This window comes from Ignavibacteriales bacterium, from assembly GCA_016214905.1.
Lineage (GTDB): Bacteria > Bacteroidota > Ignavibacteria > UBA10030 > SZUA-254 > PNNN01.
Genome location: JACRMQ010000007.1, coordinates 937,110 through 957,180, shown reverse-complemented (window position 1 = coordinate 957,180; position 20,071 = coordinate 937,110). Strand labels below are relative to the sequence as shown.

The following is a 20,071-nucleotide window of genomic DNA, read 5'->3' as shown; positions in this document are numbered from 1 at the left end:
AATGTCGGTTCATTGCATGGCAAAATATTTCTTAGATAGTGAAGCACGTGCACTCCTTATGCGACTGGCACAACTCAGACCCTTTTCTTTAACCATGCCAATGGTACCTTCAGCCGCTATTTCACATGCTGCTCAGAATGCAATCGAAAATCACATGATAATAGTACATACGAAGCTTAGATCCTCGGTTGATAAATTTATCCAATGGCTGCAAAGTCCAGAAGGAAGGAATGCTCCGGCAGAAGAAGCACAAAGACGATTCTGCACGTTGAAATTATCTTTTAACAATGTGCTAACGCATTTCGATATTTTTGCCGATGTAATTTCCCAACGAAGTGAACACGGAACAGGTGTTTGGATTGCGGGCTTGGACAACCTCGCAACGGATGCACTACAGCTTCCCGGAAATTTCTTCAAACCACCACCAGTAGTCTGCTACGTAGATCGCGGTATAGGTGCTGCAATACGAAGAGTTAAAACAAGGTTACCAGGTGGTTCGGAAAACCCTGTTGCAATAATCCGCGTACCTCGCGAACGTTTAGTAGGTTATGGAATCGCATCGTCACTCGTACACGAGGTAGGACATCAAGCTTCTGCACTCTTGGATCTGGTTAATTCCATTAAACCAGAGCTGCAAGAAAGACAACTCCGAGCAGGTCCGGAAAAATTCGCGTGGATGCTTTTCGAGCGATGGATTTCCGAAATTCTGGCTGACTTTTGGAGTGTAGCAAAAGTTGGCATAACAGCATCTATGGGTTTAATAGGTGTTGTTAGTTTACCGCGTGTTTTTGTATTCCGTTTAGACACTGAAGATCCACATCCAATGCCATTTCTACGAGTAATGATTAGTTGTGCAATCGGGCAGGCGATGTATCCTCACCCGCAATGGACTCAACTTGCAGCCCTATGGTCTGCTATGTATCCATTTTCTGGTTTAGAGCAAGATAAAATAAAAATAATAAAAACTATACAAGCCCAAATACCGGATTTAGTAAAAATACTCCTCAATCATTGTCCTAAAACGCTGATGGGTCACTCTTTACGAAGTATTATGGAGGTAGAACAACGTAGACCGGAAAAACTGATGTACTATTTTTACTCATGGAAATCAATGCCACATCGGATGCGAGAGGTATCACCAACATTAGCTTTTGCTGTAATTGGGCAGGCACGAACAAGTGGCAAATTGACGGCAGAGATTGAAAGTAAAATACTATCAAATATGCTAACTTATTGGGCAGCTAATAGTGCTGTTCCAACATCTGATAACTATAATAAGAAAATTATATATTCAAAATTATTAATAGGAGAACAATTATGAAATTCGAAGATGCAAAAAATTTATATTTATCACTGAGTCATTTAATACTGTTCTTATCCCCAAAAGAAGTTGAAAATAATCTCGAATGGACTCTCGAAAATATAACTGAAGATGAACAAATACCTAATATTTGGGTGACATACAATCAGGCAACGGACGATAAGTTTTATTTCACTTTTACTAATCTAAGAAGTGGAGAATATAGATTTACAATCCAAAAAAAAGATAATAAGGACGCACCCATAATACATGAATTTTTACTCCTTAATAATCCATCTATCGTTCTCGTTCCTTCGCCAGCTTCAATAAATATAGGTGGTGTTGTATCTTTTGAAGCGATACCTTCAGAGAATTTAGATGTATTAATAAAAAAGGGATTTGGTTTCAAATGGGACACCAAAAATCTGAGAAATTTTGAAACCCATGGTAATACCGCAGAGTGGAATACAAAAGATACCAAAGAGGGTGTATATCTTGTTAAGGCTATGCTAGTTAAAGATGCCAACATATTAGCTGAAGATAGAGCAACCATAGAAATATTACCTATGCCTCTACAATCTGGTGATAATCTATCAGTCACTTTAAATAGAACACACACATCTAAAACAGATGATCAAGCTCTCTGGGTAATAATACGTAATCGGACTCTAAAATTTAACCAATACAAAAAATATATTGATGATATTATGTGCTGTAAACCTCTTGAAGATAAAATATATAAAAAGAAGGAGCGAAAAGGAAAAGATTTCAACATTCGTTTACCTTTCCCGAGCGTTGATGCTTACAATTTACTTAAAGTCGCTACAGAACTATTTATCATGCAAGAATGTGGTACAATGATCCCAAACTCAATAGATCCACACGAAGAATCCATCCGTATAGGAAGAGATGTTTCAATTCAAGATATTCAACACATGAGAGACGATTATCTAAAAATTTTAGAGGGTGAAGGGGTATTACCAATTTACTTTCATATTATACGCAACAGACTAAAAGAATTACCTTTAAAAACTGGTGACATGCTACCCTCTGGTGATTGCTATGGTATCCTTAAATCAAAATTAACCGATCCATGTTTAATCGAATTAATTTGGTCTTACTGGCATGAAGAAGGCATGTTGGTAAACACCCTGAATGCTATTAGCCGCCGGTTCCAGAACATTCATGATGGCAGAGGGAGAGATCCATTAGCATCTCTAGAAATTGACCCATTACGACCGCTAAATAATATCCTTTGGGGATATATACAGGACGAACAACATCGTTTAAACGTGAAGCGGAGAATATATGAATACGAGCATCACTACGGATTAAAATTGGATGGTCAGGCACCGCAGTATCTGCAAAGTGCTGACCGACGATCAAAATTCCTCGAAGCTTTCAATCATCTGATGTATCTTTGCTCGATATTCTTCAAGCAAGACGATGATACAACAGTAATTGCCGATGGTTTCCCGGTCCTGAATGGTCTTAGAGAAGTTCATTTCTTGCTTTCCGAAGGAGCCCATAATCAATTCGGTGATTTACCATCCACAGCTCGCCAAGAGATGTTAATCGAGCAATGGATCCTTTCTCGTCCTGAAATTCGTGAATTCCTCCGCGGGCGGATCATGGTACCTTATCCTGAAGAATGGATGGATTGTGTTGATACAATGAAAACATTACAAGGGTGGGTAGATGTATCAGCGAGAGAATTTTCAGATCTTGCAACATTTGGAGAACAATTGTTGCTTTCAATCAGATATGGTGCATGGAGTATTGTTAACTTCCCACCTCAAGCAGCAAATTGGGCTCGATACTGGAGGTCGGAAATCCAGCGGTACACCCATGCATATCGTGCCGTTACCGGTGTTGATCTTACATCGAAAGATAGAGGACCACAACATGTGATTCAACCATCTATCCATTTGCGTAACCGGTTGGCAGCACAGATGCAGAGAAGATAACTAAATTGTGATTCAATAATAATGAAACAATTTAAAAAGGATCAACCATATATTATTCAATATCAAACAAACAATTTTAATAAAAGGTATCATATATGTTAAATAAACACATAACATTATTAAATATTCAAAATCATGATACTAATATTGAAGATGCGATTTTACCATTAAAAGAAACAGTGGGTATATCGTTAACAAATATAATCGATTCGGAAAGATCTTTAGGGAAACAACTCGACGCAGGAATTCTGGATAAAATGGAAAATTCGTTTCATCAGAGTTTAAAGCATGTACGATTACACGTTGATGAGAAAGCTGATAGAATCCTACGAGAACTAAAAACGATTGCTTTCGCATCGGCAAATGATATCTTTATTCAACGCGCAATTTACTCACAAGACTTAAATAATCAATTCTGCGTGTTGACCCACGAAATAACGCATGTCATTGAACACCATGGAGAAAATATGATCAGCTTTTGGTCATCACAGTACCATACAAGTCTAACTCGTGAGGGTACCAGAAGAGTAGGGATCACAGATAACAATTTTATCGCGAGGTTGGAAAGGGAATCAACTTACACTGATTATCAAGGAAGATTATTTCATATACCAGGATGGCCATTTCCGATAGGATTGCCAAGCGCTCAAACATCCTTATATTTAACCGGTATAAGGCGTGGGGAGGGGCCCGACCACGGAGAAGGTGCAAATTATACGACGACTGTTGAACACGCCAGAAGATTAAACAAACAAAAACAAGATGAATATTTAGGTAATGCAATTCAAAATTACAGTAATGGAAACTTCAATCAAGCAATTATTTTCCTGGGAAGAGCATTACATGTCGCTCAAGATAGGGGTGCCCATGGGGAGGGGGCGATCGGTAGGGGACATGACGATCCTTATTTGTTGGACCCCGACTCTAGAGCATTTAGAACACCAGATGGAAGAATAAGGGAACATTATGGGTGGGAAGATGCACGCCAGAATACATACGAGGTTTTGTATTATTGGAAAATGTACAAAGATCAAATTGATAACCGGAGAGGGCATCCTTTAAGTCTACCTCCTTCATGGAGCGAATATATTTCTCACGAAGTTCAATGAATATATTGTCTTTGTGTCAATAATCGATTCCCATTGCCATACAGGTCAAAACTACGGATTAACAGGGATAGAAGGTTCAATAGCACCACTTGAAAGATATTTAATCCGTGCTGGCGAAGTAGGTATTACCAAAACTATTCTTTTCTCAACGCTCTCACCAAATTACCCAATCTCAAATCGAGAAGTTGCCCGCATTGTTACGATAAATCCAAATCGCTTTTATGGTTTTGTATTTGTACATGCTCAGCGAGATCGGGGACGAATTCATGATATGGTAAAAGAAACAGTTGAGCAATTTGGTTTTTGTGGCATTAAAGTTCATAGGCACGATGCTTCAATCACACGTGAAGTGTGTGAAGCTGCACGGAGATTTTCACTACCGATACTCTATGATCTTATGGGAGAAATATCTCAGGTTGAATTTCTCGCTCAGGAATATCCCGATGTTTCTTTTATCATACCACATCTTGGCAGTTTTGGTGATGACTGGAAAGCACAGACAGGATTAATTAAATACCTAGTATCATATACAAATATTTATACTGATACCTCTGGTGTTCGTCGGTTTGATATTCTCGAAGAAGCTGTTCATCGGGCGGGTGCGGTGAAGATTATCTTCGGAACAGATGGTCCATGGCTTCATCCGGGAGTCGAATTGTCAAAAATCTACGCTTTAAATTTATCACACTACGAAAATGAATTAATCCTTTGTCGTAATATTCTGAGATTGATTAAACATACTGAAGTTGTTGCAAGTAATCCATCTTTCAAATATCAATTCTTGTGAAAATGATTCTCTTTCGAATTTGCCCTTCGTAGCTGTAACGTTCGATTTGTGACTCCCAACTTTTCAGCAGCATGGCGTAGATTACCGTTTGTTTCTTTCTCTGTTATTCCAATGGCAATATTTTCTGCAATCTTACCTATCTCTTTCAATTTTACTCCACATAATAAAGCTTTTCGTATGCATGATTCGAATGTCTGATCGCACCATTGAGACCTTTTTTCTTCAAAGTGTGGGCGTTCATCTTCAGGAATATCACCTATTGTGATTGGACCCTTGCCTACATGACGATACATAATCCGGGAAACAAGTTGTTTTAAGTCCCGAATATTACCCGGATAATCCCGCATGATTAAATATGCTCTCAAACATTCATCCACTTCAAACGGTTCACTATTATTGTTTTGTTGATTAAGAAAAAATTTTACCAGTGAAAGGATATCTTCGGTTCGTTCTCTCAACGGTAGTAGATTGCAATTGTAACCTGCAATGCGATAATAGAAATCATGCCGGAAATGCCCATCCTTTAGTTCTCTTGTCAGGTTTTTGTTTGTTGCACATATTAAGCGGAATTTAGTATTCTGCCATACATTACTTCCAACACGCTTATATGTTCCTTCCTGAATAACTCTCATCAACTCAGCTTGCAGATGGAGAGGTAGCTCCCCAACTTCATCTAAGAACAATGTCCCATTGTTAGCAAGGGCAAAAGCACCATCGCGACTTTGTATCGCGCCCGTATATGCACCTCGCTCATGTCCAAAAAACTCACTACCTGATAGCTCAGGAACAATCGTTGTACAATCAACAATTACCAAATCACCTTTTTTCTCACGTTGATCCAATGAATGAATTAAACGCGCAACAAGCTCTTTGCCCGTTCCGGTTTCTCCCGTTATTAAAACAGATGCATCGGTGTAATACGCGATTTCAACAATTTGTTGAAGCAAGCATTTCCATTTAACAGATTCTCCGATCAAATTATTTTGCACCAATGGTGATTGAACTATACCATCGATTGTTTCCCAGCGTTTTATCCGCTTCAAAATATTTTGAACAAAATCATCAGAATCTTGCCACGTCAATACATCAGACGCTCCGGCATTCAGTAATTGCCAGGAGATGTTATTTGTCAGCATACTTTTATCGATTGCTATCGCTAATATCCTTCCCATACTAACTTCAGTATTATGAAGTAGAATCCCATTGAGAATTGGATCAATACTATCGAACATAATTATACCGGGAAACGAATGTAGTTCTCCCTTGTAGAGAATCGTTTCAAGACCTGCATTTTCAAATCTATTTAGAATTCTGTTTTGATAAAGTGGGTCAAAATTACGATGAAAATATATCCATACTTTTTGGACTGGCATGATATTATGATACTAACCGAAAATAGAATTTCTTTCTTCATTTTCACAATTGATTAATTTTATCACAAATAATTTACAATATGCTGCTTACAAATATTTAGTATTATTATCTTGCCTCTTTAATGCAATCGGATTGATCTCTCTTTACGAAATATCGAATTAATTTGAAATAAGGACTCTGGTATTTCATGCGCTGTATAATATCTAATCGAGCAACTCTTAGCCTGAAGTCGGAGGCTTAATCAGATCAAATGAAAAACCTCTCAACGATATCTTTGTACATCTTTCCATATTTCCAATAATTGTTGTGTGCGTGGCTAACAGTCCAATCTTTTTCTTCCACTTCGATATTATCGTCAACGAGATAAAAATCCAGTGGCCCGCTTACTTTATCATTTGGATGCCAGTAATTTATCCATTGAACATCTTTGAGCATTGGCTTAAAAGATTCTTCAAGTTGATGCCTCATTTTACTTTTATCTATCGGCAAAATCCTGAAGCTGTGATAATGTGCCAAAATTTGACGGCGAAGCTCCTCCTCTTCATGAGTTATTTCGCTGAAGAAAAATGCTACCTTATCTAGCGGCGACCCGAATGTTACAAGCCCTGTGATTGTCCCTATGGGTTTTGGCTTAATTGTACCCAGATTCAAAGCATGATTGATACGGTTCAACGCGTCATAAGCTATGACACTGCCGAGCGAATGACCGACTACTACAATTTTATTGTATCTTTCGTCAAGCATCAACGTCTTTATCTCCTCAACTGCGCCGTAAAGTATTTCTGACCGTGTTGCAAAGTAAGGCGACTTCATATCGGTGGTAGTATAGACAACTACATCGCCCAGATAATCGATAGCTTTCTGCTCAAACCATTTCAACGGCGGAGATATCAACCATTTTAAATTCGTAGGCATAAACGAGACAAGCCAACTCAGAATTCTTATAGCCCACCCGATATATTGCAGATATCCGTACTTAACAAAATCATCTCCCTTAAACATATCCGGCGCGGCTTCTTTATATTTTTTGCGTTTTTCGGGATGCTCATTAAAATATTGTTTATAAAACTTCCCGGCACCCAATGAAGTCTTTACTAACCACTCAACCACTTCATTAAACTTAACTTTCCCCTGCGGTTTGTATGCCCAGAAATATTCGTAGATGTCAACCGTAGATGGGTATTCAACTCCCGTGTTAAGTGATATGTAATTTTGTGTCCATTTATCACGCGCTTTCACTTTGTTTATTCCACGCTGAGCCATTTGCGGGTAATAACTTTTCAATTCATCCCAGAATTTCCCCGTAAAGTTTTCAAGCGTTTCAAACGGATCTTGTTCACCAATACCGTGTATTACAAGTATCGCAATTGAATTGGACTTTTCCATAAAAAATTCCTCAATTTTATTTTTATTATTCATGATGTTGAAAATTTTCAACTCATTTTCTTTGCTTTTCGTGCAGCATCGATTGTCCGCTTTGCTTTCGGATGATCTGGTTCTATTGCGAGTGTTTTACCGAGAATTTCAGTCGCTTCATCGTAGCGCTATCATCTACTGTCTTATTGGCGAGTGGCATCACTTCAACAGAACTAATTTTTTTGTTTTGCTGTAATTACCCGAAATCAATCTATAAAAATATACTCCTGCCGGTAATTTCGTACCATCATACTTAACTTCATAACTTCCGATCTTCTTAAATTCATTAACGAGGGTTACTACATCGCGGCCAATTACATCATACACCTTCATCGTTACCCAGCCCGAAATCGGCAATTGATAACGAATTACGGTTAACGGATTAAAAGGATTCGGATAATTCTGGGATAACCCGAATCTTCGAGATTCATCCGTCACGCCTGCATTCACACCGACAAAACCACCGCATGGGCTTTGAATAAAATTTGACATCACTGGCGGCATAAAAATATTTCCAACATCGAAGGAAGTTGTGCCAATGAATATTGTGGTATCTTTAGGGTAACCGTATTTCTGGAGAAATGCACGATACACTTCAACATCATAATGACCGGAACCAACACCGATTAATTGATGCTGAAGTTCGAACATGCAAATACAGCGTGCAAATCGTCCGGAGGTATCAATTTCGGTTAAGACAATAATATTACTATCAAGCATAATCATTGAATATCCGAACTCTACAGCACAGTTCGCTTCTATATCAGTGTTCCAAATTGTAACTGTATCATTAGAAACAGTTGAATAGACTGAATCTTGTTGAGCAAATACAATATTCGAGGTTAATAAAAGAGCCATGATAATGAGTTTCGTTTTCATAATTCACTCCTTTCGAATAATTTTCCAATTATTGCAACATCATAATTCCGGTGTTGCTATTTTGATGTTTAATGAACTTGTGAATTTCGCTTCTTCGTTACTTTGTTTAATGATCCCGAGAGCGCAATCTACCCATACACCGTTAAGAAGATTCAACTCGCCACCAGCATTTAGGCAAAAATACGGGAGATCTTTCTTTACTGCCTTCCAGTCACATTCAATAAATCCCTTGATGCTGTTACTGCCGTAATAACCTCGTAGAGCGAATGAACCACGCATATCGTCTATCTTATTTGATTCGCTTCTGCGTGCCAAACCGTTCAACCCGAAAACAATTTGTCCGTCTTCTTCTAAAAATAGAAAACCTCCGGTCAGCCAAAATGCATAAGCCGATTGTGAAAATCTTTTTAATGTTGAATCAGGACTTACTGCGCTGCCGGCAACTGCAAACTCAAGTATCGGTTTATTCCAGTTTCTTTTCTTCGCCTCTTCCCTTGCTTCTTTGATTTTATTACTGTATGATGGCGATAAGAATTTATCATATTCCTCGTTGAAACTCGCTGAATCGGATAAGACTTCTATCGGTAGGGATTTTATCCATTCAAGCGACAAAGAATCAAGTTCGCGTCCAACTGAGATGAGAGTTGATTGTAGAATTTTATCGGTTCGAAGATCGGCATCGTCTATAATCGTAAACCGCAAACCCCAACCCACCTCACGCATGCCGTTAGCTGGTGAGTTAACAGAAACAGATATTCTGGTTCTGTACAAAAATGGAGATTGTTGATACGATGAAAGTGATACCTTGAATAATAAAAGCGCAGGCGAAATTTCCAACGCTCCGACGCTCTGAAATAAATTCCCAAGTCCTATGCTGATATCTCTTACTGTTCCGGGACGTGTGATGAATTCGGTTTCTTTTCCGAATATTTTTAATGCGGGAAGATCTGGCACGGCATAATCTACTAGCCCATTTTGCACACCTTGCTTATCGTTGAGACGGTTAAAACTTTCTTCTGCATCAGACTGAGCGATGATAGCGTTATTGATTGATAGGAAAATAACTGATAAATATAACGAACGAATAAAATATTTTGTCATAATTAAATCCTTCTTAAACCAAAAACTCCACAATAAAAAATTCCTGCCGGCAATCTTCATTCTTTATGATTTTTTTACCGGTAGTTAATTCATCCAGAATAATATCACCCTGTTTAACTATAAGATCGATTTTATATCCGCCGCCGATTCCAACTTGATCTATGATAGATGTGGCAACCCAAAGCTTTCGCTTGTCATTCTTTGAATTGGGAGTTGGTAACTTATACAAATCATCCTCGGGATTGCTATTATCTCCATGTTCAGGAAAATCACCTACACTCCCATTCCGTTCCGCTTCGGTTAGATCAATACGGTAGGTGCAAAGCAATAACGTTTCAAATTTTAATTCTGCTGTAACAATCCCTCCATCAGCAGAAATTTTTATCTTTTTCAGAATTGGTACAGGCATAGGTACTCCTTTAAAAATATTTGATTATTATACATTTTACATTACACCGCCACACCATTTGCCATTATAGGCAGCTTATCCAAGTCCCAATTATCTATGGCGATCTGGTCTTTGAAACATTGTGTCCGATAAATAGTCTTTTGAAGCAATGGATTGGAATGGTACTTCAACCATTGGTGCCTTACGTCGACGTACGATGTTGTCCACCGTTTTTCATCACCGCCGGAGGCCGGGGGGAATTCACCAAAACGTTTTCGGAGAAACCGTGGCACACCGCCGGAATGGATATAGCTGTCGTACACCACAAGTAAACTTAACGGCAGGGCAAGTCCATTCATGGTGCAAAATTCAATCGCGGGATTGTAATACAACTTGTCGAAAAAAGAATCCTGCGTTGCCCGCATCACCGTATCATCAGCAGCCGCTTTGATTAAGAGGTTCTTAAAGGCCGGGTCATCGACCAGCGAGATCTTTCCGACCTTCTCAAGATACGGCTGGAGATCAGCAGCATATTTCCCGTTTTGCTGTATATATAAGTAGAGTAAGGTCTTGAGGTTCCCTTGTTCCGTTGTCTGGCTCCTGCCAAATGTAATCTGTCGGCTTCCATTTTTACCATCTTTGTAAATAACCAACGCGTCATATTTGCCGGTTGGAGTTCCGGTTTCAAACACATTCACAACACGCTGAACAATTTGTTTTGCATCTTCTAAATTCATATTGCCCCCCTTTGCCTATTGTTGTTTTTTTAGAATCATGGGGTTAGCAGAAGTGGAACCGATCTTCGTTATCGCAATTTTCTCCACCAATGCTGTAAACGTGCCGGTACCCTCGTCCAATAGTTTTGCCTCGAGCTTGTACTCTCCAGGTTTGAAATTCGAAAATGAATACTTTCCTTCATCGTCTGCTTTGGTAGTCAACTCAGGTTCATTTCCGTGCAGCGGCGTAAGTGTTATCTCGGTATCTTCCAGATTCATTGCAGGTGTGCCTGCCGGTGGCTCGACCTTGCCTGTTAGCGATGCCGTTACGGGCTCTTCTTCTCCTTTCCCGCCCGGAAGCAGAACATCCTTGAGCTTATTAAGCAGCTCAACCGCCCGCGATGAAAAGAATCCCAGAATAAATGAGAATACCAACAGCTCCAGCGACGTGTTGTCGAAATAAACCTCGTTCGATGACGACAGCACGGAGTAGCTGAATACTATGATCAAACTGATGAGCGGAGCGTAATATATCTTCGCTGTATAAAGTGTCAACTCTTTTGTCCGATCGAATTTTCCTTCCCCGATTGTGCCGGATGATTTATACAATAAGTTTGCAATCACTCCGAAGATCGTCCAGAAAATAACTTCAAAATATTTCCAATCGGTGTTTAGCCAGAAAAAATAACCCGAGGAAACGCTAATTGTCGGCAGCATGGCGATCATCGTAGGAATGTTCAGAGGTGCGGTTTGCCGGTTAAGTTTCACAACGGCGCTATCATCTATAGGGCTCAACTGGTTGAGTATGAATTCGATAGCTTTTACCTTTCGCGTGGAATCGAGTTGCGAACAGTTAACCGCATTTTGCGACGATGTGTCGGTCAAGATCAATGTTACGGTTGTGATCTCGTCCTTTGTCAGTCTTTTATCTATACTTCCGGAAACATTAAAGTGAAGATATAGATAAAAGGCCACTAAAATCAGCAACAAAGAAGTCCAGTATTTTATGAATTTTCCTTCAGTGCTGTTTAGAAAGTCGCGCATAGTATATAAGAATTGAAATGCCATAATTTCTCCTTAGTTCTTAATTTTGTTGGTTATGGATCATTATTGTTTTCATGAAGAGATTCACGGCCAATCACATAAGGGCACGCCATCGGACAATTAGACTATCAATTGATTCAGGCATATTATATCTCCTCTTTATTACTGGATATTAAACTTCAATTTGAATTGAAACCGGGCAATGATCGCTGGCTTCGGTATGCTCTTGTCCAATAGTTGGATAACGCGGCCCGTCATATTTTTTACATTTTGCTGTTAATCCGTTCCGTACGATATGAGTCGAGACCGACTTTATCGTTTTATGAATTAAAATATAATCGAGACGGCTCACATTTTTTTTCGGAACATAATAATGAGTCCAAGTTTCGTGTGGGAAAGGATCTTTAAGCAATGTATGTTTCAGCAACGAGACCAATGATTTATCGATAGGTATGGCGTTTAGATCTCCGAGCACTATCGGTAGTTTACCGCTCTTCGCACATTGGGTAACAAGCTCCGCAACGCGTTCAGATTGTTTGGTGCGGCGGGCGACGGAGGATATAGTCTTATCCTGTGCTTTGAAATGATTAATCAATAAAGTGATTATCTTTCCGTTCAATTTTATGTCGACTTCAAGACAGTCACGGGAAAATATCGCCCCTGTTACCCAGTAACCGCTGTTCAAAAAAGATGTGCGGTGTATACTTTTTCCGTTTTCAGGTTCATCGATGTGTGTTCGAATATTTTGGATTTCGGCATTTAAATCTTTTCTTAACAATAATCCTACATCGATACCACGAGGGTCGTTACCATCTATGCAAATCATCCGATCGAAATAGTTATCGAGATAAGTTTCGTTGAAGACGCGGAGAGTATAGATATTCTCGATTTCCTGAACAGCCAGAATATCAGGTTTGGAATCAAGAATTGCCTGTGCAGTATTATTCCGCTGAATCTCCGAGATTTGATATGGTACAAGATCACCGGCTCGGCTCGCTATCGAGACAACACCGATTGCCTGGATAAATTTATCGTAATTCCGGTCATCCCAGGGTGAATCTAAAAAAGCATATCGATTAAAAAGATTTTCTACATTAAACGTTGTGATTGTAAGTTGCATATCCCCTCCAATATTTTTGATAATCAATATCGAGTGAGGGAAGGGCGCTCCGCTACCACTAATCCACCGCGACAGCCGAGGTTGACACCCTGTTCCCTCACCGTAACTAATTCAGACCGGGTTTATTTCGGTTGTGCAATTTTTATCGCTTCGTTAAATGCCTCCCTGAATTTATCTAATTGGTTATCGAAGATCATGATGTTCTTGCGGGTAAATTTTTTCTCTTCACCTTCCTTGGCTAAAGTACTTTCGGCGATTGAGATATATTTGTTTTTATTTTTTGCCTCGCGAACATCTATAAAATAGGTGGTTTTACCCGCCTTTACGGTTTTTGAAAAAAGCGATTCCATTGGAACCTCCATGATAAAGTGACACAATCAGTGAATTGAAACACCGATGATCACAGGACGGCAAACGAGAAATTTTCGGTGAATCTCTACGCCTCGGGAGAATGTCGTCCTCCGCTGATGGTAAACTAACTTTGGGAAAATGTAAGAAAAAAAATCGCGGAAGTCAAATAAAAAACCCCGAACTGATAAACCAATTCGGGGTCCATTGCTAACTGCTTCTTAAATAAGAAGTTGTACGGATTAGTACATATCACCCATGCCGCCGCCATGTGGCATTGGTGGCATCGGTTTTTCTTTCTCGGGTTTTTCGACTATTGTCGCTTCGGTCGTCAATAATAATCCGGCGACGCTTGCGGCATTTTCGAGAGCGATACGTGTAACCTTCGTCGGGTCGATTACACCAGCCACGATCAGGTTTTCGTACTTCTCTGTTTGCGCGTTGAAACCGAAATCGTCTTTGCCTTCTTTTACTTTATTCAGAATGACTGCGCCTTCCAGACCTGCATTAGCTACGATCATCCGGATCGGCTCTTCAAGAGATTTGCGAATAATCTCGATACCAATCTTCTGATCTTCGTTATCCGATTTTACTGAATCGAGCTTCGATTGAACACGAAGATATGCGACTCCGCCGCCGGGGACGATACCTTCTTCAACTGCGGCGCGTGTTGCATGAAGTGCATCTTCAACGCGGGCTTTCTTCTCTTTCATTTCAACTTCGGTTGCAGCGCCTACTTTTAACACGGCAACACCACCCGAAAGTTTTGCGAGTCGTTCCTGCAATTTTTCTTTATCATAGTCGGAAGTAGTCTTCTCAACTTGAGCTTTGATCTCGTTGATGCGCTTTTTGATATCTTCTTTTTTACCAGCACCTTCAACGATAGTTGTGTTGTCTTTATCGATTGTTACTTTCTTTGCCGTACCTAAGTAAGAAATCTGTGCGTTCTCTAACTTGTAACCCTTTTCATCCGAGATCACTGTGCCGCCTGTTAGAACCGCGATATCTTCAAGCATAGCTTTACGGCGATCACCGAAGCCGGGGGCTTTAACAGATGCAACTCTTAAAGTTCCACGAAGTTTATTAACAACAAGTGTTGCAAGGGCTTCACCTTCAACTTCTTCGGCAATGATAAGAATCTGACGACCTGCCTGAGCAATTTTTTCCAAAATTGGAAGCAGATCTTTCATTACACTTATCTTTTTATCGTAAATAAGGATGTATGGATCTTCAAGATTTGTTTCCATTGAATCTGCATCGGTAACGAAATAAGGAGATAGGTAACCGCGATCGAACTGCATACCTTCTACCCACTCTACGTTAGTTTCCGTTCCTTTTGCTTCTTCAACTGTGATAACGCCGTCTTTACCGACTTTCTCCATCGCGTTTGCAATCAGATCACCGATGGTGGCATCGTTGTTGGCAGAGATAGCACCAACCTGCGCAATTTTCTTTTTATCGTCGCCAACGGTTTTACTTATCTTCTTAAGCTCGGTTACAATTGTTGTAACTGCGAGATCGATACCGCGTTTCAAATCCATCGGATTAGCGCCTGCGGTTACGTTTTTCATTCCTTCGCGAACGATTGCCTGAGCAAGAACGGTTGCTGTTGTTGTTCCGTCGCCTGCAACATCCGATGTTTTGCTGGCAACTTCACGAACCATTTGAGCGCCCATGTTTTCGATTGGATCTTCGAGTTCGATTTCCTTCGCAACGGTAACGCCGTCTTTTGTGACTGTTGGCGCGCCGAATTTTTTATCTATAACAACATTGCGTCCTTTCGGACCAAGAGTTGCTTTTACGGCATCAGCAAGCTTATCAACTCCGCGTTTCAACGCGGCGCGTGCTTCTGAATCATACGTGATTATTTTTGCACCCATAAATATTATACTCCTATATTATTTCTTTTCGTTATTAAAAAATTTAATTACACGATCGCAAAAAGGTCACTCTCGCGCATGATCAGGAATTCCTGACCTTCGATAGTTACCTCTGTGCCTGAATATTTTCCGTACAACACTTTATCGCCGACTTTAACTTCCATTGCGATAACATTACCGTCATCCGACTTTCTGCCGGGACCAACAGCAACAACTTCACCGATCACCGGTTTTTCTTTCGCGGTATCGGGTAATATAATTCCTCCTTTTGTTTTCTCCTCGGCTATTGCCGGTTTGATAACAATTCGATCACCTAGAGGTTTCATCTTCATAGATATTACTCCTTTAAATTATTGTAAATGAATATATTATAAGGTTTCAAAATAGTTAGATATGTAGAAACAAGAAGAAGAATCGCACTCCGTTAAGCGCGTATAAATATATAAAATTAGATGATAAAATCAAATTTTCAGTTCACGGATATCGCGCTATTATCTGAGCGGTTTTTTCCCTTTTGGAGTGCCTTCCACCACCAGAACAAGCTCTCCCCGTACCTTAGATTTTGAAAAATGAGTGATCGATTCCGAAATTTTTCCGCGAAATGTTTCTTCAAATTTTTTTGTGGTCTCCCTGGAAATAGATATATCTCTGTTACCGAAATATTGCTTCAGATCGTTTAATGTCCGTAGTAACCGGTGAGGCGACTCATAGAATACTATTGTGTGAGGTTCAGTTGATAGCTTTTCCAAAAATGTTTTACGCCCTTTCTTTACAGGCAGGAATCCTTCGAATAAAAATCTATCGATATTAAAACCGCTGACAATAAGCGCGGGCAAGAATGCCGTTGCCCCGGGAATCGCCACGATAGGAATATTTTGTTCAATCGCCGCGTTGATTATTCTATAAGAAGGATCTGAGATACCGGGAGTTCCAGCATCAGAAACAAGCGCGATGGATAAACCCCCGATAAGTTTTGAGATAAGTTCAGGTACTCTTTTTGTCTCGTTGAAGTTATAATAACTTATGAGCGGTTTTGAGATGTTGAAATGATTAAGAAGTATTTTTGTTTTACGCGTATCTTCAGCGGCTATTAAATCAACCGACGATAAAATGCTCACCCCCCTTGCGCTTATATCCTCAAGATTTCCAATCGGAGTTGAAACGATATAAAGTGTTCCCGGTATAGCGGTCATTTTGTTAGTCGAGCGATTAACGGAGTTCGACGTTTAAATTCATTCTTCAAAATCAATTTCTGAACTTTGGCAATGAACTCTTTTTCAAAACCAAGTGCCAGTAATTCTTGATCGTTCTTATTTTCGTCAACCATTGCTCGGAGCAGTTTATCAACCTGCCGGTACTCAAAACCAAGCTCCTGCTCATCAGTTTGTCCTTCCCACAAATCAGCGGTCGGATGTTTTTCTATAATCTTTTTCGGTACACCGACTTCGTCTGCCAAACGCCAGACATCGGTTTTGTAAAGTTCACCAATCGGATTGATGCCGCAGGCGGTATCACCGAAAAGTGTTCCATAGCCAAGCAGTATTTCAGTTTTGTTGCTCGTTCCAATTACAATAGCATTCTCGCGGGCAGATATATCGTATAAAGCTATCATCCTCTGGCGTGCCATAATATTACCCTTGCGCAACGGACTTATATCACCGTGTTTCATCAGGTAAGCATCGACCATTGGGGTTATCTCCACAATTTCTGAACGAATGCCAAGCATTTCAACAATTAATTTCGCATCGGTCAAACTTTCGGAACTGCTGGTTTTGTAAGGCATCATCACTGCAAGCACGTTCGCTTTTCCCAATGCTTCGGCTGCAAGAAAGGTAACGAGAGCCGAATCTACCCCACCCGATAAACCTATAACTGCTTTCCTGAAACCGGCTTTTTCAGTTTCTTTGCAAATAAAATCTATAAGTGTTTCTTTAATTTGCTTCATAAATATATCTCTTTAATTACATTTGAAAATAGTGAAAAAGAATTGAGAATACAATTTGCACCAAATCAAACTTCCTATTTGTTCCTTAACTTAATAAGATAAAAATCGGAGGTTTATTTTTTTGTACTCTTTCCCATCCCCTTGACTTTCCACTTAAACTTTGGTAGTTTACATTTGTAATTAATGAACCCAAATATCCGCAAATCAAGGTTTTAAATGAAATTAACGAAAATTATATTACCTCTTTTATTTGCAATATCATTTGCATTCTCGGAACAACCCGCCCAATTCGGCAAGCTCCTTTCTAAAAAATATTTAGAAATGGGAAGTCAGGATCAGACAATTGTCTTGATTTATCTAAAAGATAAGGGAAACCAAAAAAATCTTAGGGAAATAAGCGCTTCTTCTGTTATATCGGATAGATCTATCAATAGAAGAATGAAAGTCAGAAAAAACTTGAATGTCATCGATACTCAAGATTTGCCTATCGATAATTCGTATCTACAAACAGTGGCAAATAATGTTGTTCAAGTCAGGCACGAATTGAAATGGTTCAACGCCATAAGTGCGCTCGCCACAAAACAGCAAATTGATGCTCTGCGCAATCTACCTTTTGTAAAAGAGATCGAGCTTGTGGGAAGATGGAGAAAACGCGCAGGTGATGAAAAAGAGCAGCCCATAAAATATTCCGATGAATTGCCAACGCCAAGCGGAACAACCGGTTTGGATTACGGAACATCGTACACACAAGTGAATCAAATAAAAGTCCCGCAAGTGCACAACCTCGGCATCTACGGACAGGGCGTTGTTGTTTGTGTATTAGATAACGGATTTCGCCTTTTGACTCACGAATCATTTTCTTCGATGAATATAATAGCTCAGCACGATTTTGTCGATCACAAAGAAAGTGTAATACCCAATAATCCCAGCACAGGATTCGGGGCACACGGTGTTAACACGCTTTCTACAATCGGCGGTTACAAACCGGGTCAGCTTATAGGTCCGGCATTCAAAGCAGATTATATTTTAGCTCGGACAGAAAACGATTCGAGCGAAACGCCGATTGAAGAAGATAATTGGGCGGCGGCAATTCAATGGGCAGACAGCATCGGCGTAGATGTTACAAGCACATCACTTGGATACACAACATACGATGCACCGTACACAAGCTGGACCTGGGCTGATATGGATGGTAATACTACATTGATAACAAGAGCCTCTGACCATGCAGCTTTTTTAGGGATTGTAGTTGTAAACTCAGCCGGAAATGCCGGTGCAGGCGATGGCGTGCATAACACTCTTGGTGCACCCTCTGATGGTGACAGCGTAATTGCCGCGGGCGCCGTTACATCCGCAGGTGTTCGAACATCTTTCAGTTCTGTGGGACCAACATCCGATGGCCAAATTAAACCGGACATCATGGCTATGGGTTCGAGCGTCAAAGTAGCAAGCTCAACTAATACCACAGGGTACGGAACATCAAACGGAACATCATTCTCGTGTCCTCTCTCCGCCGGCGTTGCGGCATTGATTTTATCTGCAAATCCAACATTAACAGCGATGGAAGTCAGAGATGCCATGAGGCAAACCGCGAGCAACGCCGCAACACCGAATAACTTGATGGGCTGGGGAATTCTTAACGCCGATAGCGCAATAAAATATTTCGGCGCGTTGCCTATTGGCAGAATCAGCGGCATCCTGTATGAGGATATGAATGGAAACGGCATCAGAGATATTGATGACCCGGCAATTTCGGGAAGAAAGATATTTTTGACAGGTACAATAACCGATTCAGTGACCGCGGATCTTGAAGGGAATTATTTATTCGACAGTCTCGCAATCGGCAATTATATTGTAACCGCGGAAATATCATCCGGATGGATTCAAACTTTTCCAAGCGGATCGTATTCAATCAATCTTCTTCACGGTATCGATACATCAGGAATCAATTTTGGGAATTTTAAACTTGGCTCAATAAGCGGTATTGTATTTACTGACTCTAACAACAATCGCATTCAAGATATCGGAGAAAACGGATTAGCGAATTGGGATGTAAAATGCCTTCCAACAGGAACACCCGTAACAACCAATTCATTGGGTCAATTCACTTTTACAGATATTGGTCCCGGTACATTTTTCATATCAGAAAGTATGAAAACCGACTGGTATCAAACTGTACCTAAATCGGCATATGGTGTTGACAATTACCAGATCATCATGACCTCCGGTCTTGATACAAGCGGATTAATTTTCGGGAACCTATATTCTCTCGACACCGGAATTACAGTAGCAAGCGGTTGGCAACTTCTATCTCTTCCGCGTAAACTTGTTGACCATACGATATTAAATCTTTATCCTTTATCAAATTCGTTGGTATTTATTTTTAACGGATCATATTTTCCGCTTGATACTGTACCGCAAAATTCTGCATACTGGATAAAGTTTGAATCGGCTGCATCTATTTTACTGCCCGGTGAATCGCGTACCACCGATACGATAGATGTCCGGCAAGGATGGAATATAATCGGTGCTCTTTCTTTTCCCATTGAGGTTTCGGCGATTGAACAGATTCCACCCGACAATGTACTTTCTCCATACTTCAGATATGAAAACGGCTACGTTAACTCGTTAACATTGAATCCTTATTATGGATACTGGGTTAAAGTAAGAGAGAATGGCAAATTAATTTTGAAGTAA

18 protein-coding genes are annotated in these 20,071 nt (G+C 40.1%); 5 read left to right on the top strand and 13 right to left on the bottom strand.

Annotated elements, in window-relative coordinates; translation table 11 throughout:
• Positions 1-16: 16 nt before the first annotated feature.
• The 4 genes from HZB59_11190 (at position 17) to HZB59_11175 (ending at position 5,163) form a co-directional block, all read left to right on the top strand.
• Positions 17-1,321 (top strand): hypothetical protein, encoded by a 1,305-nt coding sequence (locus tag HZB59_11190; GenBank protein MBI5021989.1) that lies wholly within the window; start codon positions 17-19, stop codon positions 1,319-1,321.
• Complete coding sequence (locus HZB59_11185; GenBank protein ID MBI5021988.1) at positions 1,318-3,267, top strand: hypothetical protein; 1,950 nt, start codon at positions 1,318-1,320, stop codon at positions 3,265-3,267. Before HZB59_11190 ends, HZB59_11185 begins: the two co-directional genes overlap by 4 nt.
• A gap of 95 nt (positions 3,268-3,362) precedes the next feature.
• On the top strand, positions 3,363-4,376 hold the full coding sequence (locus HZB59_11180) for a DUF4157 domain-containing protein (protein MBI5021987.1): 1,014 nt from the start codon (positions 3,363-3,365) through the stop codon (positions 4,374-4,376).
• A gap of 19 nt (positions 4,377-4,395) precedes the next feature.
• Positions 4,396-5,163, top strand: coding sequence for an amidohydrolase family protein (locus HZB59_11175; GenBank protein MBI5021986.1), 768 nt, complete (start codon positions 4,396-4,398; stop codon positions 5,161-5,163).
• Here the strand turns inward: HZB59_11175 and HZB59_11170 are convergent.
• The 13 genes from HZB59_11170 to HZB59_11110 all read right to left on the bottom strand — a co-directional run bounded on the left by HZB59_11170 (position 5,151) and on the right by HZB59_11110 (position 17,374).
• Positions 5,151-6,536, bottom strand: coding sequence for a sigma-54-dependent Fis family transcriptional regulator (locus tag HZB59_11170; protein MBI5021985.1), 1,386 nt, complete (start codon positions 6,534-6,536; stop codon positions 5,151-5,153). The genes HZB59_11175 and HZB59_11170 overlap by 13 nt on opposite strands.
• 247 nt (positions 6,537-6,783) lie before the next feature.
• Positions 6,784-7,923 (bottom strand): hypothetical protein, encoded by a 1,140-nt coding sequence (locus tag HZB59_11165; GenBank protein MBI5021984.1) that lies wholly within the window; start codon positions 7,921-7,923, stop codon positions 6,784-6,786.
• 189 nt (positions 7,924-8,112) lie between these two features.
• Positions 8,113-8,679, bottom strand: coding sequence for a T9SS type A sorting domain-containing protein (locus tag HZB59_11160; GenBank protein ID MBI5021983.1), 567 nt, complete (start codon positions 8,677-8,679; stop codon positions 8,113-8,115).
• 192 nt (positions 8,680-8,871) lie between these two features.
• Positions 8,872-9,933: a hypothetical protein gene (locus HZB59_11155; protein MBI5021982.1), complete on the bottom strand. Its 1,062-nt coding sequence runs from the start codon at positions 9,931-9,933 to the stop codon at positions 8,872-8,874.
• 13 nt (positions 9,934-9,946) lie between these two features.
• The gene (locus HZB59_11150) at positions 9,947-10,342 is read right to left on the bottom strand and encodes a hypothetical protein (protein ID MBI5021981.1); all 396 of its coding nucleotides are present in this window, start codon (positions 10,340-10,342) and stop codon (positions 9,947-9,949) included.
• 41 nt (positions 10,343-10,383) lie between these two features.
• On the bottom strand, positions 10,384-11,058 hold the full coding sequence (locus HZB59_11145; GenBank protein ID MBI5021980.1) for a chitosanase: 675 nt from the start codon (positions 11,056-11,058) through the stop codon (positions 10,384-10,386).
• A gap of 15 nt (positions 11,059-11,073) precedes the next feature.
• Entirely contained in the window at positions 11,074-12,105 is a 1,032-nt protein-coding gene (locus tag HZB59_11140; protein ID MBI5021979.1) for a carboxypeptidase regulatory-like domain-containing protein, read from the bottom strand.
• Positions 12,106-12,253: 148 nt separating this feature from the next.
• Positions 12,254-13,201: an endonuclease/exonuclease/phosphatase family protein gene (locus HZB59_11135; protein MBI5021978.1), complete on the bottom strand. Its 948-nt coding sequence runs from the start codon at positions 13,199-13,201 to the stop codon at positions 12,254-12,256.
• A 122-nt stretch (positions 13,202-13,323) separates the two neighbouring features.
• On the bottom strand, positions 13,324-13,551 hold the full coding sequence (locus HZB59_11130; protein MBI5021977.1) for a DUF3276 family protein: 228 nt from the start codon (positions 13,549-13,551) through the stop codon (positions 13,324-13,326).
• A gap of 240 nt (positions 13,552-13,791) precedes the next feature.
• On the bottom strand, positions 13,792-15,429 hold the full coding sequence (gene groL / locus HZB59_11125) for a chaperonin GroEL (GenBank protein ID MBI5021976.1): 1,638 nt from the start codon (positions 15,427-15,429) through the stop codon (positions 13,792-13,794).
• A gap of 47 nt (positions 15,430-15,476) precedes the next feature.
• Positions 15,477-15,761, bottom strand: a complete 285-nt coding sequence (gene groES, locus HZB59_11120; protein MBI5021975.1) for a co-chaperone GroES — start codon at positions 15,759-15,761, stop codon at positions 15,477-15,479.
• A 159-nt stretch (positions 15,762-15,920) separates the two neighbouring features.
• Entirely contained in the window at positions 15,921-16,622 is a 702-nt protein-coding gene (rsmI, locus tag HZB59_11115; protein MBI5021974.1) for a 16S rRNA (cytidine(1402)-2'-O)-methyltransferase, read from the bottom strand.
• Positions 16,619-17,374 (bottom strand): NAD+ synthase, encoded by a 756-nt coding sequence (locus tag HZB59_11110; protein MBI5021973.1) that lies wholly within the window; start codon positions 17,372-17,374, stop codon positions 16,619-16,621. The genes rsmI and HZB59_11110 overlap by 4 nt, the downstream gene beginning before the upstream one ends.
• Before the next feature lie 216 nt (positions 17,375-17,590).
• Here HZB59_11110 and HZB59_11105 point away from each other — a divergent pair, with 216 nt between their 5' ends.
• Positions 17,591-20,071 carry a S8 family serine peptidase gene (locus HZB59_11105; protein MBI5021972.1) on the top strand — a complete coding sequence of 827 codons (2,481 nt, stop codon included), beginning with the start codon at positions 17,591-17,593 and terminating at the stop codon, positions 20,069-20,071.